Genomic DNA, 15,208 nt, shown 5'->3' with positions numbered 1-15,208 from the left:
CGTCCCTTTTTGTTATTTATTAGAGTGAGCAGGTGTTCCGGATTCTCCAGCGTGGCCAGGCTTTCCGGTTTCCCCGGCATGGGCTGGTTTACCAGTTGTTTGACCTTCGTTAAAGGAAAGTCCAAATCCGTACTCGTACTTGTCGCCGCCTTTGGTCCTGTAAGTGAAATGTTTATACTCTTCAGGCGCAAAGCTTGGTACATCCCCTACTTCCCGTTCTACTGCTTTCGCACTGGCTGGAATCGCGAATGGAAGCTTTCCAACCGGGTTGAATTCACCAGTGATCACATCAAAAACAGCTTCCTGCAGGGTGCCGAAAGTGCCGATGAAGGCGGCAGCATTTGGCTCAAGCTTGTTAATCAGCCACTGATTCGTAAAATTCATGGCCGTTATGGTTGGAACAGTTTTCTGAATGTCAACGATGGCATCCACATCGGTGACTCCTGTTTCCGGACCGATCGTGATACGTGGATTGTTATCCCAGTTGGACTGTACTGGTTTCACATACACATAAGCTAGCGTTGCTTCCTCAAGGGTGTTGACAACCGTTACGTTCGGGTATTTTTCAGCAAGGATTTCTTTCAAGCTTTCCGTAAATGCAGCAGACTGTTTTTCAGACTCGACAGCGATATACTCCTCAGGATTTTGGTGATTTCTTGGAGCTACTGCCCCAATGAACCCTTCTACATACAGTTTGACTTCCTCAAGCTTTTCTTCGGTTAGAGGCAGCAGCTTTTGACCTTTGACTTTATCGTTGCGCATCAGTACGACCGATTTTTGATGAGCTTCGTAAGCGGCAGCTCTGTGCTCTTCATCATTCACGACCGCAATCGCTTCTTCCGGATTGACATACGGATCCTCAAACAGGCCAAGATTCATCATTTCGGTAAGTGTGTAGGTCAGGGATTCATCAATTTTTTCCTCAGATAGCGTCCCGTCATTAACGGCTTTAATGACAAGCTCTGGTGTTGCACCACCGGAGATGATATTGGTTCCGGCATTTACTGCTTTTGCCACACGGTCTTCAGGGGAAAGATGGAGTGCGCCCCAGGCACTGTTCCCAACGGCACCAGAGTCGGAGTTCACATATCCTTTAAAACCAAGACCGCCCTCGCTAATTGGTGCACGCAGATAGTCCAGCATATGCTTATTCAGCGTCATGCCGACTTCCTCAAATTGTTCACTTTCACTGAACCATGGCAAGCCCTGATCCGCACTGTCATTGCTTGGGTAGGCATAATAAGGCATGACAGATGAGACATTCGCTTCAACTGCTTTTTGGAACGGAGGAATATGATATTTTTTCATACTTCCTTCCGTAGGGAAAATGTTAAAGCTTCCGTCTGCAAAGTGCGGATCCTTTCCGTTATCACGGGCACCGCCGCCAGGGAAGTGTTTCACCGTGATAGCCACACTGTCTGAATCCAATGTTTCTCTTTCTCCTTGGAATCCTGTAATGATTTCATAGATCATGTCCCCGGCAAGTTTTGGATCTTCTCCGAGTGTCTCCTCAATCCTGGCCCAAAGCGGGTCGGTCGCAATGTCAGCGGTATAGCCATACACCTTGCGAATACCAGCTTTTCTCCATTCCTCGCGAGCAATTTCGGCGAATTCACTGACCGCTTCAACATCTCTTCCTGCTGCCAGTCCAAGGTTTCCTGGCCAGAAAGTATGCTGGTCGGTAACGTTCGAGATATTCGTATAGTCAGTAGAAGCCGAGTTCCTTGGGTTTGAAGTCACAACGACAGGAATTCCCAGCTCTCTTCCTTCAACTAATTGCTGCAATTGGTTATTATAGTTTGCCACATCCCCAACGTTTGGCGATTGGCGGTAAATAACATGGCGCAGCTTTTTATCGACAATGATATCATCGTTGTCATCGGTTACAAATTTTCCATCCTCAGGATTCAATACCGGAGTGTGGGTATTGATGTACATCATCCCAGCTTTTTGCTCGAGGGTCATCTTGCTGATCAAATCGGCTACACGCTCTGAAACCGGTTTTCTCCAGTCTTCATAAGCGTCTAAACGCCGATTATCATTGGCATCCCTGAACTTTTTGCCATCAAGCGAAAGAATCCGGTCTTGCTCGGCTACTTCAATTTCCGGCTGGCCTTCAGATGCTTTCACTTTATAAGTAGTGATCGATCCCAACCCAGTATATGGAGAGGCTTCCCCCTCTTTTCCCGTGTACCCCTGGTCATCTGCCAAACTTACGCCTGGCCCAATCACTGGAGCCACTAATGATAGAGTAAGTGCTGTTGCCAGAATCTTTTTCCTCAGTTTTGACGATTTTTTGATTTGCTTAGAAATCGAAGCCATTTTTCCTTCCTCCCTCTTTCAACTAAATTATTGTCAAGCTGCTAATCTGGCAGGCACGCCTATTGAATGCGCTTCCAAATTTGACGAAAAAAATTCCTTTTTGCAAACTTATCGCTTGCCGGTCCATTATGTATGCGTTGCCATTTTTAGCAGCTAAACCACCATGTAGTAGTTAAATTGACTAATTTATTAGATTGCTTAACAAATTAATTAGTAGTAGCTTATCATATTACCAACTACAGAAACAATATTTATATTAAAAGATTCATAATATTTGAGTAATTAGTCCTATTGGAGTGCCCAAGTGAAGCCCTACCGCTTTAGTTATCATATTTTTTTAAGATACATTGTTGAACAGCCGAATTATTACTATATAGTAATAGTAGACGAGCCACATTGGCCGACTGATTTTAGATGAATAAGGAGCATGTAAAGTGAAATTAAAAAAAGCCTTAAAACGAACAGCACTGATCTTTCTCTTGTTGGTTCTATTTATGTTCGCCAACAATAGCAATCTTTTTACGAAAGAACGCAGCGGGAACCCTCTTCTCCTCGCCCATGTTGGAATGTCACAAACGTATCCAATGGAAGGAATCCAGAATGATACATGTACAGCTGAGCGGATATTTGAACCGGAGCATCCTTATATTGGCAATACGATTCCTTCAATGGAGGCTGCATTTGAGGCGGGCGCAGATGTTGTCGAGCTGGATATCCATCCTACCAAAGATGGGGAATTTGCCGTTTTCCATGATTGGAACCTGGAATGCCGAACGGATGGTAAAGGCGTCACAAGGGATCATACGATGGAAGAGTTAAAGAAGCTGGATGTTGGCTACGGCTATTCAGCCGATAATGGGAAAACCTACCCATTTCGCGGCAAAGGGATCGGATTGATGCCAACCCTGAATGAGGTGCTCACCCATTTCCCTGACAAGGAATTCCTAATCAACATTAAAAGCGATGATGCGAATGAGGGAGTGAAATTAGCGGAGTACCTTTCAGCCTTCCCTGATGAAAGAATCAGCCAATTATCAGCGTATGGAGGGAATCATCCAATAGACGCATTGAATAAATATTTACCGAACCTCCGGATCATGTCGATGGATTCGATGAAAAGCTGTTTGCTTCCTTATATCGCCGGTGGCTGGACGGGATATACACCTGAAGCCTGTGAAAATACCCAGCTGCACATTCCCGAGAAAATTGCACCGTGGTTATGGGGATATCCTGCCAAGTTTCTAAACAGAATGGATGAGGCCAATACAAGAGTCGTTCTTGTTGCAGGGAATGGTGGATGGTCCGAAGGCTTTGATGACGAACAAGACGTCGAGCGCATTCCTGCCGGCTACAACGGAATGGTATGGACCAATCGGGTCGATGTTATAGCTCCGATTATTAAGTAAAACAAAGGGACGGTTCTCCTGCCTCATTTGAGGCAGGAGAACCGTCCCCTTGCTCTAAATTCTTTTCATTCGGATTGGTGCATAAATCAGGACAGCAATCAGGACCAAGCCAAGATAGCCAATAAGCGGGTAGAAATAGCTGACAAGGTCTGTAAACCCGACAAAGCTGGCCGCAAATGCAACAATCATCGTTCCGATGAAAAACTTTTTGAATTTTGGTGTACCTAATTCGGCGAAACGAGCCACAAAGGAATAAAACATGCTGATCGCCGTGCTGAAAATCATCGCAAAAAGGACGATGGACATAATGGTCCCCAGGACAGGTGAAAGATTATTGACGATCATTAACATCGGCATGTCCATGCCTCCAACACTGTCAATCTTGGAAAAAATAGCCAGATGACTTACCAGGATGAGAATGCCCAGTCCGATACCTCCGACCAGTCCACCTAAAGCGGCCGTTTTCCGGTCGTTTTCCGCCGCCCCCATTACAATCGCCATCGAAGCTCCAACTGCCGTGTTAAAGGACACATAATTGATACCAGAAATAAACCAATTAGGCAAAGTCGTCGGCTGTTCCTTGGCGATCGAATCCAAAGCGGCAAATGATCCTTCCGTACTTATGAAGCTATATACAGAAATAATCGCGACAAATAGGATCAGGAATGGAGTAATCCCGCTAATGATCCCTACCACCCGGTCCACCTTCAGCATTCCGGTCAAAAGAATCAAAAGGGCCATAAGGGTAGTCCCCAACAGAACCGGCAAACCAAACTGCTGATTCAGGTTGGATCCTGCACCTGCAATCATGACCACCCCTACACCAAACAGTGTAAAGATAAGAATATAATCAATGATGACCCCCAGATACCTGCCGCTTACCTTATAGATGACATCCTTGTGCGAGCCCGTTTTCATGCTGCTTCCGAGCCAAACGAGCGTCATTCCCGCATAAGCAAATAATACAGTTGCCACCAATGCCCCAAAGGTTCCCATCAGGCCAAAACTAGTAAAATACTGAAGAACCTCCTGACCTGAGGCAAATCCGGCCCCCACAATCACGCCTATAAAAGCACTCCCAATTTTCAAAACTCTCTTCATACATATTCCCCCTCTAGTTGCCCGTTTGTCCAGTATAATGGAAAAGTTTACAGAAGCAAAGGAACGTACCCTTTGCTTCCAGCGTGGACACATCTCGATGATTCTTCCTGCACGGTTTTCTATGGATTGGTTTCATGCTTTTACAATTATAGTGGGAATCGGTCGTTCAAAGTGAAGATCAAAAGGGGAAATTGAAAAGTGGTAGGTAGAAGTGGTCATACTATTTCATTGAATTTGGCATGATTTTACCGTTCCTGAAGTATGTTGGTTGTTAGCCTGGTCCAGATTTCTCCTCACCCTGGCTCAAAAAGAGGGCGTACCACTTGTTTAAAATTCCACTTGGAGTCAGGCCGTTCAGAACACCAAGGCACTAGCCAAAGTACACGCGTATACTTCCTTCTTGTTGTGCGGTTTTTAAACAGTTTTCAATAAAATCCCGAATTTGTTTTAAATCCCAATCTACTTCTCCGCCGGATCCCCTTTTTCCATATTTTTGTTGGTATTCATTTAAGGCCTTTTCCATATGTGGCAAGGAGAAGGTTGAGAAATCTCCACAGCCGCTGACTCCAGCATAAAAATTTTCCGCATCAAGCAAATTATACAGAATCAAGGCATTGTAATTTCCCATGCTGAAACGAGCATAAGCAATTTCTGCTCCTGCTTTATTGTAACCCATAATATCGTGACCCATCATTTTACCCTCCTTAAGGTTAAATAAACCATTATGCTTTCGTCTTTAGACTAAAATTAAGCGGACATAAATATCCTGTTTGGGCTGTCCCTCCTGTTGTGGATTTTTTTTGCGAAATAGGATGAAAGAAAAAAGATACTGTGATGAAAGAAATACAAAGTGGCAGGAAAGAGGTGGTTTCGAAAAAGCCTGGTTTCGGAGCCAGGGAAAAATATGAGGAGTACTTTCATTATTTCATGGATGAACACCCATGGGAGATTGAATAAATGGACAAAGTTTGACAAAAAGGGCCTGACCCCCAGTGCGGTGACGTATTACCGCAATGGGGGTCAGGCACCGTTTAGCGCTTTAATGTGGTGGGGGTCAGGCACCGGTCAGGATTCTTCGCAGTGTGGGGATTTGTTTTTTTCTCCTTCTGCGAAATCGCATCCTTCTGCTACGGATTCCAGGCCGTTGTCTGTTTGCGTTTCTTCAAATGACTCTTTGTTTTGAAACTTGGATTTTTCTTTATTATCTCTCACTGAGTTCTCCTCCTGAGGTTTTTGTTAGAAGTTTTCCCTTTGAGGAGTGGGGTTAATCATTTGTGTAAAGAGTTCTCAATCCAACCTACATACCGAGTGTCTGTATACTTTTCCCTTTAATGCTAGTACTCGGTTTAAACGCAAATCTAATGCTAGTACTCGCATTAAATTTGCTGCTATAATCTCAGTACTCGCATTATCTCAGCGCTTACCAGCATTAAATCTCATCTTACCAGCATTATATTGACCCTAACCAGCATTAAATGTTTTTTTAATCCTAGTACTCGTATTATCTAGGCACATCATGACCAAAAGTCACAAAATCTCCAAGGACTTCAAGAAAAATACCTTCTTTTCGATGTATGATTGACTCAAACCCTATAAGGAGGGCTCATTTTTGATTATAAAACCCCGCCCAATTCCGCTAAATGTTCTTTTTAACTCTGCGCTCATCGCAAGATTGGACACCGATCACCCCAAAATCCCCCAATTAGAAACCGATATACGCAAATTTATGGCTGGGTATCGCGGAGAAATGACGACTGACTTTCATTTAAAGTTTATTGATGACAAGCATCATCACCTTTTCGGCGGTTTACGCCTTCCCCACGAACACCACCACTTCCAAATTGATTCACCAGTATTATCTTACAAATATCTTCTTGCAATTGAAACAAAACACATGTCTGGCAATCTTCATTTTAGTTTAGACCAATTCAGTCAAACCTCCACGAATGGACAAAAGGGCTACAACAATCCCATTTCGCAAGCACAGAAACACAAAGACCAGCTACAAGACTGGTTTAAAATCCACCGTCTTCCTCCCATCCCAATCATCCCTCTCGTAGTTGTCAGCAATCAATCGGCGATCATCCAAACATCACACCCAGCAATTCTCCGCCACGTTTGTAAAGCCGAGAACCTTAAAAACAAAATCCTCGACCTTACCTCAAGTCACACGAAGGATATTTTAACTGTAAGAGAGTTCAAAAAAACCTCCAGATTACTTTTACAAGAAGATACTCCACACTTTCCTGCCATTGAAAAAACTCATGGCCTCTCACAGGAAGATATTATGACCGGAGTCCTATGCCCGAATTGTTTGACCTGCCAGATGAGGAGGAGAGATCGGGTCTGGGTCTGCCCTCGCTGTTTCGACAGTTTCAAGACTGCCCACCGTTATGCGCTTTTGGATTATTTCCTATTGATAAGACCCACCATTACCAATAAGGAATTCAGGAATTTTTTAGGGATTGATTCAATAAAGACAGCAACTTATATGCTATCCGCCTTAAACCTCCCGGCAACTGGCGAGAAAAAAGGCCGGGTCTACCATCGCCCAGCCGATTTCCTTGAACAGCTAGAAACCCGCTACCACAGCCTGCAAAATGCATAACATCAGGCCCAAGATTTTACTTCTTCTTTGCTTCATGGTAAAGAGCCACAATAATATCGATGTTATTATCGATAATATTCAATCGTTCTCTTGAGATCTGGGACCATTCACTTGATAGATGTCTTGCCGACAGGATATGCCTGATGCCAAATGTATATGTGTGAAACAACTCTGAGATCAGATAGCTGATGCCAGCATTAGGTTCCTTTTCCACAATGCTCTCGACATCCTCCTTCAACCAGTCTGGTGCAACATGAACTGATTTCTTCAACAGATGTTCATACTCTTCATTAAACATCTTTTCTCCTCCTTTTATAGGTTTTAAAAGAAGCAAAGGGACGTCCCCTTTGCTTCCTCCACTGCATAATACTAAACCAATATGGGATATTATCTCCTATCCATCACCCAAAACAACCTTCTTGCTTTCCTTCATTACCCAAATAGGAAATACAGGAGAACGGAGGTTGCTGATACGAGGACACCTGAGATGAGCAGGAACAGGATTGTCTTTTTATATACTTCGGACTCTTGCCCCTGGGTATTCGTTGTGCTTGTTCCGAGGACAATATTAGCAGGGGCAACGACATTGCCGATTGATGCACCCGTAGACTGCCCGGCGATTACGATTGGCAGCGATAATTTGTCCATCGAGTCGACAACAGATCCATGCAGCGGTGCAAACAGAACATTGGACGAAGTGTTGGAAGATGTCATAAATGCCCCGATAATCCCGATTACATTTGCCAATGCTACGTAAACGACCGGTGATGAAACTTCCGCAATCCCCAATGCAAGTACATTTGTCTGTCCGGAATTTTCCATAATCATGGCTGTCGTAAGAAAACCTGTTATCGACAAGGTTGCACCCAAGGCATTGTCCTTCATTTTGGAAAAAACATTTTTTGTTGTATCCTCATTAGTCAGACCTAAATGCTTATACCAGAAGTGGGAAAAAATATAGGATAGAAGCAAATAGAACCCTGGGTGTGTTAACGGGGCAATCGGTGAATATGGATCTTCTGCCTCCATTTCAAATCCATACCCTGTTTCTACTGCCGGAAAGGAAAAACCGTACTCAAACTGTGCCAAAAAGCTTTGGATTTGTGGTATGCCGAGAAACACAATACTCAATCCCGTCAAAACATAATACGGCATCAAAGCCTGGTGAAGGGAGATGTCCGGCTTGTCTTCCGGATCTGTCTCTGGTTCTTCGATAATATCCGTTTCATCTTCCAGCCCCGCCTTTTCGCTATAACGCTTCATTTTCGACAGCAGGAACAGCGCTCCTACCGCCAGAATGCCGGGTATAAACGCACTAAGTTCGGGATTAAATGTGACAATGGCCAGTTGGCCTCCACCGTGGATCAGTGAGATGACAACGACGGCCAGAAAGCCTTCCTTCACACCTTTCCACCTTGCGACCATCCAGCAAATCATAAATCCGGCGATGAGGTTTGGGATCCACAAAAGAATGGCCGTATAAAGTAGGGTAGCAGTCGTATCCTCGATGTTTACAGCACTGGTTGTGGCAATCCACCCGATTCCCAGCGTGCCAAACATCTTCGCCCAGGCATGTCCAATCAGCGGAATCACGATGGCCGCAATCGGTTTTACGCCCAATCCGACCAAAAGAGGAGCTACTACCGCGATTGGCACCCCAAATCCGGCTACTCCCTGCAGAAAGGATGAAAAGACCCAGCCGAAACCGAGCACAAGAAACAAATAGTTTTCACTATGCTGCTTTATTTCCTCCCTAATGACTTCAAATGCTCCAGCTTCCTCTGTTGAATGGTACAGCAATAACGCAAACCACACGACCAGCAGAATGAATAAAGCTTCCCAAAGTCCCTTGCCAAATCCCACGGCCAGTGTTTCCAGAGAAGCTTCAAACATAAAGAAGCCTATTAACGCTGCGACCGCCACCCCAATCCAGCCTGACTTACCGGCAGACCATTTGAGGACGATCAGCATGATTAAAAGCAAGGCCAATGGCAGAACCGCCAAAGACCAATGCAGTAAATCAACCGGAAGATTATGATCCAATTCGAAATTCCTCCTTTACTAGATTTTCTTCAAATAAATTTACCAGGCTAAGGCAATCCCGTCTCCTCGCGGGTCTGCTCCTGCACTATACACCCCTGTTTCTGGGTCAATGATGATGCCTTGTGCATGGCCCATTTGTTGGGAATAGTTTTCAACAATCTCGACTTCGTGACCGCGACGTTTTAAATCATCGATAATGGCTGTTGGTATCCTAGCCTCTACTTTCAGCGTCGAGCTGTCTTCGCCCCATGTTTTCCCATACAGCCAGCGAGGTGCTTCAATTGCCTGCTGAATGTTATAGCCAAAATCAATCACTCTCGTCAGCATGGCACACTGGGTTTGAGGCTGGCCTTCGCCTCCCATTGTTCCGAAAAGCATAAATGGCTTCCCATCCTCCATTGCCATTGCCGGAATAATGGTATGGAACGTCCGCTTATTCGGCTCCAGGGAATTCGGATGTTCCCGGTCCAGGCTAAAATAAGACCCGCGGTTTTGCAGAAGGAAACCGCAGCCTTCCGGGATAAATCCGGAGCCAAATTCATGAAAAATGCTTTGAATCAGGGAAATACTGTTTCCTTCCCCATCCACAACACTCAGGTACGCTGTATCCCTGCTTTGTTTAATGGAAGGGAGCTTGTCCAATTCTTCTACACGAAAAACATTGTCCTGGGAAAAATGCTCGTTGACTTTAATTGAGAAATCCTTGTCCAGTAGTTGGTCGTAGGGTATTTCAATAAAGTTGGGGTCCGTTACCCATTCATCCCTGAAACGGAAATTCAGCTTGCTCGCCTCTGCAAGCAGATGGTAATAATCTGGCGTACCATCTTGCATCACAGACATATCATACTGTTCCAGCATATTTAACATCATCAGGACAGCAATCCCCTGTGTGTTGGGTTTCACCTGAAAGATTTCGTATCCGCGGTAATTTGTAGAAATCGGGTCGTCCCATTCAGAACTGTGATGAGCGAAATCCTCTTTTATCAGTAAACCGTCATGCTTTTCCATTGAAGCGATGATTTTATCTGTTATGGCCCCTTTATAAAAAGCCTCTCTGCCATCTTTGGAAATCTGTTTGAAAGCCCATGCCAAATCAGGCTGTACGAGAATTTCTCCTGCCTGGATCGGACGTCCATTATCGAAGAATAATTGTTTAGTTCCTGAAAAACGCTTTAACAAATCGGCCTTTTCGTGAATAAATGCACATACCTTCTCAGTAATGGGAAAACCGTTTTCGGCATAATGGATGGCGTCTTCAAACAGCTCGTGCCACTCCAATTTCCCATACTTTTGGTGCAGTTCCCACCAGCCATCAACTGTGCCGGGAACTGTATTTGCGGCTAAAGGACCACGCTCCGGAATCTCATCAAGCCCTTTTTGTTCATATACTGCCCGGTTCACCTGACTTCCGGATTTTCCGCTGCCGTTTAATGACCGGACTTTTTTCTCATGCCCATCCCAGACCAGCGCAAATAAATCCCCGCCGAGTCCAGCCATATGCGGAATCACAGCACAAAGAACTGAATTAGCTGCAATTGCCGCTTCTACTGCATGGCCACCCTTATCGAGAATCATTTTTCCTGTTTGGGTAGCCAAGTAGTGAGGCGAAGTTACTGCCCCATTTTTCCCGGTCATGACCGGCCTGCCTGTTTCCAGAAAAGAGTAATTCTTGTTCAAAATATACCTCCTTCAATGGTTTGCCTACTACTTCCCTTCCCACTACGTTTACCTGGTAAACTAAAAAAACGGCTAGGCTTTTATAGGGAAAACGTTTTATTAAAAAAATAAAACACCATGAGCAGGGTAAAATGTCTCATTGTGTTTTTTGTAAAAAGGAAAACTCAGCAGGCACTCTCTTACTGCCCGGCAGGATTCTTTCCATTGGTTATGTTACAATGCTGGAAAGAGGATAATATTGGGAGGAGAACGGGTAAAATGGCAACGGTTTTTACGTATTTTGTTTCCTTTATTTTCATTGTGATTGCAGTGTTCATCACACTAACGTTTAAAATTGAACTGGAGCGAATGTTTCGTGAAGATAGAAGTGTGTTCGCTTTTCATATTTGCAATGTGGTAATCATCTTAATGGTTGCCTTTGCCTCTCAGGCGGTTATGAGGATTTATATTCTTGGTCATGACTTTTCATTCATTCTTAATCTGTTCATTCTCATGGCCATCATCATGCCAACCTATGTCGCAGGGCACTTCGCCTTCGAAAAATACAACTCCATTTACCGCAAATACGCAGCTGCCGAGAACGGGAAAGTCCTTGTTCTTAATGAAAAGTACTTAAAAAAGAAAAAGTGGTTTAGGAGTGTCAGACATTATAATGCGGGGGCGAGGGAGGATTAGTTAATATAGAGGCTGGGATTATAGGGGTTTGCGACTGCTTTGGCGTACCAGCAGTGGCAGACCTCTTCTGATTTTCTAAACTGTTATGTTAATGACTGGATAAAAACATTCCTTGCCTGAGTCCGGCACAAAATGCATGAACAGAGTTCCCCCCTAGATAAGCAAATTTCTGTCTACAACTTTATTTTTCTTATACAGGTAAGCATGTTTTTCAGACTGGTCTGGTAGATACTTAACAGCACAAAAATAGAACAAATCAGCTAGGCTGGCAGATTTGTTCTCTCCAAATGGTAATAGGAATGCTCTACTTTCACATTGCCTCATAATTCTCCGCGCCTTTTTTTTGTTTATATAGATAACTCGCATATCCAATCGGGGTTTCATAGGTTTTTTTCCATTCGTTTAAAAGATTTGCATTTCTAAAGGAATACCTTAAATCCCTGCAATTACACTCAATGAACATGGGAAAGCCGTCATGCGTAATCCCAATATCAAGCCCTACATCAGCTAGATGAGGAAGCTCACATTCTAGTTGCTTTGCAATTTTAATGGATAGATTTTCAATATCTTTCCTTACTTGTTCTGGATCCAAATGAGACATATCTTGTAATAACAGTTCTAACGTCTTACAACGCCCTCCCTGGGCAACATTCGTGAGGTAGCTTCCTTCTTTTGCAACTTTACCTGCTATTCCGGTAACTTGCCAGGCTCCTTGATCATTTTTTTGTACAGAAACCCTTAAATCAAATACACCGTCTTTGCTATGAGCAAGGGGAATTCTTTCCTGTACAATCATATTCGGGTTTAACATAAGCTGTTTTAGTTTTTTTGGCCAAATAGTTTTAAATCTTTCTGTTTCTAAAGACTTATTCACAAAGTAACTAAGCTCCCATCGTTCTTTATTAACCCAGGATAATTTTACCACCCCTCTTCCCAGACTTCCTTTATTGGGCTTAATTATCAACTCATCGTGACTTTCCATCATCTTAAGTAAACTGGAAGAACTCCCCTTAACTGTTTCTGGCAGAAAAGGAATTAATTCTTCATTCTGATTAAGAATTTCATAGATTTCAAGTTTTGGGTAACGGTTATACTGATTAAAAATAATGATTCCTTGTTCCAGCAGTCCTTGTAACTTCCTTTTTTGCTGAATTGTGTGGATAAAACTTCTATTATGGATAACTTCAGGTTTAGGAACTTTTTTAATCACAAATTTACCATTTTCACCATTTACGAACGCTTCCAGTTCATCCCTCTCTTCATATATATCGTCGAACCTAAAGTAGCACGGAGTCAGGCCATATTTTTTCCCTGCTTCCTCATAAAAGAAAATTTCTTTATGGGGGAATTTCCCTTTTGCAAACCTCCTATACACGATAGAACTAACTATAATGCCTACATAACACATTGATCGCATACCCCTCTGCTCTTTTTATAAAAAAAGCTTCATATTGTAAGATGTTTTATAAAATGACCCGATAATCGACTTTTTTATCTTCAAATTTGTGTAACTGGATCGTCTGCTAAAAATATATGACTTTCCATTTCGCTCAAACCAATAAAAAGAGATACCTCTTCCGTTGCCCCTGACATAGATATTCGCGGACCTTAATCACAGTTATATTCACATGATCCCTGGTAGGTATGGGCAAAAGACCAATCTTGACTTTTCTAGTTATTCATTGGGACATTCACAATTTCCGCGAAGCTTTCTGTACGTGTATATAATCTTGATGTTTTCGATAGGTATTTATTTGAAGGACGCCACGTATGGGATTTAGCATGATTTCTTACGATTGCAAAATTATAGCAACTTGAAGAATATATTTTATATCCCTTTTTTTTGCATCTTTTCAGGAAATGCAGACATTCACCAAGGTTTTTCTTCCCAAATGGAATTACTTGAAGCAGCTTTTTAGTCGTAAAGATCGTTGCTCCTTGCAGGATGCTTACCTCTCGTTTTTCCCTTCCTGCAAACCTCAGCCTTAGCTCCTTTTCATTCTTTAAGTACATAAAACACGTTCGTTTTCCAACAACATCTGCGTTTGCTTGTTTCAACATTGTCATTGCCTCTGTTAAATACAATGGACCATAATAATCGTCATCGTCCATTTTAGCAATGTACGGATATTTTGCTTTCTCTACTCCAAAGTTTAAACAATCACCAAGGAGTGTTTCTTCAGGCAACTGAAAAACCGAAACCTGTCTGTAAACATTTGCTTTTTTCTTCCAAGTTTCAAGATCCATCGTATCATTGTTCAAAATTATGATAAGCTCTTTTTCCTTCCATAGTTGACGTTCATAGTTAGCAAATATGTTATCCAAAGATTCAGGTCGATTTGTTGCTAATACGATGGATACTGACTCTTCGCTCATTTGACTATTCCTCCCAAAAACCCTCTTTTGAATCATGAGGATGGATCAGTTAATTAATCCAGATATGCTGAACCAATTACATCTTCATAATATTGTCCAGACCAATAATGCTTTTTAGCCATCGATCTTTTACAATTTTATCCGTATATAAACTCTTCATCCCGGAACCTAAATCAACTGCCACTTTTCCGTATTCTTTAGCTATATGGGCAGCAATAATGATTGCATTTGTACCTGCAGCAATTAATGCCAGATCGAAATTTTCTTTTGAAATTTCCTCTTTAACCCTAGGAATATCTTCATATTCATAAATACTTATGGTCCTCACAATATTGAACTTTAGTTTTTCTTTTAATTTTTTATCAAGTCCTGCCTTTGCCTTATCAGCAATCGAACTAATTAATAAAATATTTTTATTTCTTAGCATTTCTTCGAATTTTTCTTTTTGAGAAAACATACATACGCGTCGAAGATTTGCTTCAAAAATATAAGGGGGATTAATATCATAAGCATCAAATACTTTTTCCGTTAATAGTCCAGCGTCCATTGTTTTGACAATGGTGTTGTAACCGATGATATCAGCTTTTCGAACGGCCTCAACTACCTCATCACGCAGCCTTATATTTGGGAACCGGACTCCTCGATGCTTAAGGCCTGCTCGTATCCCCTTGTTAGCTACATGTGCTTCCGGATGGTTCATAAATTCTTCTTCAGACAAAATGGTATATTGGGCCATCACAAATGATTCGGTTGCACCAACTGATATGACGGAAAGTGGTTTTTTATTGTTTAAGGCGTCCAAAATTTTATTCATAAGCATTTCACTATTTAAAAGTTGTGCATCCTTCATTTACCTTTCCCAGCCTTTTGTAAGTTTTCAGCAACCTAGTTCAAGAAATAGAATCTTAGATTGACTGTTCATTAATACCTTTGTGGATACCATTCGATGTAGTATCTAACCCTTTATCCACCTTATGAAAAAGGCTATTAAAGATATTGG

14 protein-coding genes are annotated in these 15,208 nt (G+C 42.6%); 4 read left to right on the top strand and 10 right to left on the bottom strand.

Annotation, left to right across the window (positions count from 1 at the left end; translation table 11 throughout):
- Positions 1–12: 12 nt before the first annotated feature.
- The gene (locus tag ADU22_RS13970) at positions 13–2,322 is read right to left on the bottom strand and encodes a glycoside hydrolase family 3 protein (protein WP_053362701.1); all 2,310 of its coding nucleotides are present in this window, start codon (positions 2,320–2,322) and stop codon (positions 13–15) included.
- 434 nt (positions 2,323–2,756) lie between these two features.
- On the opposite strand from ADU22_RS13970, the gene ADU22_RS13965 reads away from it, so the two are divergent.
- On the top strand, positions 2,757–3,728 hold the full coding sequence (locus ADU22_RS13965) for a glycerophosphodiester phosphodiesterase family protein (RefSeq protein WP_053362700.1): 972 nt from the start codon (positions 2,757–2,759) through the stop codon (positions 3,726–3,728).
- A gap of 54 nt (positions 3,729–3,782) precedes the next feature.
- Here the strand turns inward: ADU22_RS13965 and ADU22_RS13960 are convergent, their stop codons facing one another.
- Together ADU22_RS13960 and ADU22_RS13955 are read right to left on the bottom strand one after the other, a co-directional pair.
- Positions 3,783–4,829 carry a YkvI family membrane protein gene (locus ADU22_RS13960; RefSeq protein ID WP_053362699.1) on the bottom strand — a complete coding sequence of 349 codons (1,047 nt, stop codon included), beginning with the start codon at positions 4,827–4,829 and terminating at the stop codon, positions 3,783–3,785.
- Positions 4,830–5,199: 370 nt separating this feature from the next.
- Positions 5,200–5,520 carry a hypothetical protein gene (locus tag ADU22_RS13955; protein ID WP_053362698.1) on the bottom strand — a complete coding sequence of 107 codons (321 nt, stop codon included), beginning with the start codon at positions 5,518–5,520 and terminating at the stop codon, positions 5,200–5,202.
- A 143-nt stretch (positions 5,521–5,663) separates the two neighbouring features.
- On the opposite strand from ADU22_RS13955, the gene ADU22_RS25415 reads away from it, so the two are divergent.
- Positions 5,664–5,786, top strand: coding sequence for a hypothetical protein (locus tag ADU22_RS25415; RefSeq protein ID WP_286132280.1), 123 nt, complete (start codon positions 5,664–5,666; stop codon positions 5,784–5,786).
- A gap of 108 nt (positions 5,787–5,894) precedes the next feature.
- Here ADU22_RS25415 and ADU22_RS24990 read toward each other — a convergent pair whose 3' ends face one another.
- Positions 5,895–6,041: a hypothetical protein gene (locus tag ADU22_RS24990; protein WP_197280059.1), complete on the bottom strand. Its 147-nt coding sequence runs from the start codon at positions 6,039–6,041 to the stop codon at positions 5,895–5,897.
- 397 nt (positions 6,042–6,438) lie between these two features.
- Between ADU22_RS24990 and ADU22_RS13950 the strand changes: the two genes are divergently transcribed.
- Positions 6,439–7,437 carry an NERD domain-containing protein gene (locus ADU22_RS13950; RefSeq protein WP_053362697.1) on the top strand — a complete coding sequence of 333 codons (999 nt, stop codon included), beginning with the start codon at positions 6,439–6,441 and terminating at the stop codon, positions 7,435–7,437.
- A gap of 16 nt (positions 7,438–7,453) precedes the next feature.
- Here ADU22_RS13950 and ADU22_RS13945 read toward each other — a convergent pair whose 3' ends face one another.
- The 3 genes from ADU22_RS13945 to ggt form a co-directional block, all read right to left on the bottom strand.
- Entirely contained in the window at positions 7,454–7,735 is a 282-nt protein-coding gene (locus tag ADU22_RS13945; protein ID WP_053362696.1) for a hypothetical protein, read from the bottom strand.
- Between the two features lie 134 nt (positions 7,736–7,869).
- Positions 7,870–9,480, bottom strand: coding sequence for an L-lactate permease (locus ADU22_RS13940; protein ID WP_053362695.1), 1,611 nt, complete (start codon positions 9,478–9,480; stop codon positions 7,870–7,872).
- A gap of 39 nt (positions 9,481–9,519) precedes the next feature.
- Positions 9,520–11,157, bottom strand: coding sequence for a gamma-glutamyltransferase (gene ggt, locus ADU22_RS13935; protein ID WP_231687889.1), 1,638 nt, complete (start codon positions 11,155–11,157; stop codon positions 9,520–9,522).
- A gap of 258 nt (positions 11,158–11,415) precedes the next feature.
- On the opposite strand from ggt, the gene ADU22_RS13930 reads away from it, so the two are divergent.
- Positions 11,416–11,832 (top strand): hypothetical protein, encoded by a 417-nt coding sequence (locus ADU22_RS13930; RefSeq protein ID WP_053362694.1) that lies wholly within the window; start codon positions 11,416–11,418, stop codon positions 11,830–11,832.
- Positions 11,833–12,142: 310 nt separating this feature from the next.
- Here the strand turns inward: ADU22_RS13930 and ADU22_RS13925 are convergent, their stop codons facing one another.
- The 3 genes from ADU22_RS13925 to ADU22_RS13915 all read right to left on the bottom strand — a co-directional run bounded on the left by ADU22_RS13925 (position 12,143) and on the right by ADU22_RS13915 (position 15,058).
- Positions 12,143–13,240: a YheC/YheD family endospore coat-associated protein gene (locus ADU22_RS13925; protein WP_053362693.1), complete on the bottom strand. Its 1,098-nt coding sequence runs from the start codon at positions 13,238–13,240 to the stop codon at positions 12,143–12,145.
- A 263-nt stretch (positions 13,241–13,503) separates the two neighbouring features.
- Positions 13,504–14,208 (bottom strand): glycosyltransferase family 2 protein, encoded by a 705-nt coding sequence (locus ADU22_RS13920; RefSeq protein ID WP_053362692.1) that lies wholly within the window; start codon positions 14,206–14,208, stop codon positions 13,504–13,506.
- Positions 14,209–14,284: 76 nt separating this feature from the next.
- Positions 14,285–15,058, bottom strand: coding sequence for a GT-D fold domain-containing glycosyltransferase (locus ADU22_RS13915; RefSeq protein WP_053362691.1), 774 nt, complete (start codon positions 15,056–15,058; stop codon positions 14,285–14,287).
- Between the last annotated feature and the right edge of the window lie 150 nt (positions 15,059–15,208).

The organism is Bacillus sp. FJAT-27251, from assembly GCF_001273925.1.
Lineage (GTDB): Bacteria > Bacillota > Bacilli > Bacillales > Cytobacillaceae > Mesobacillus_B.
This window is presented reverse-complemented; position numbering and strand designations above follow the sequence as displayed.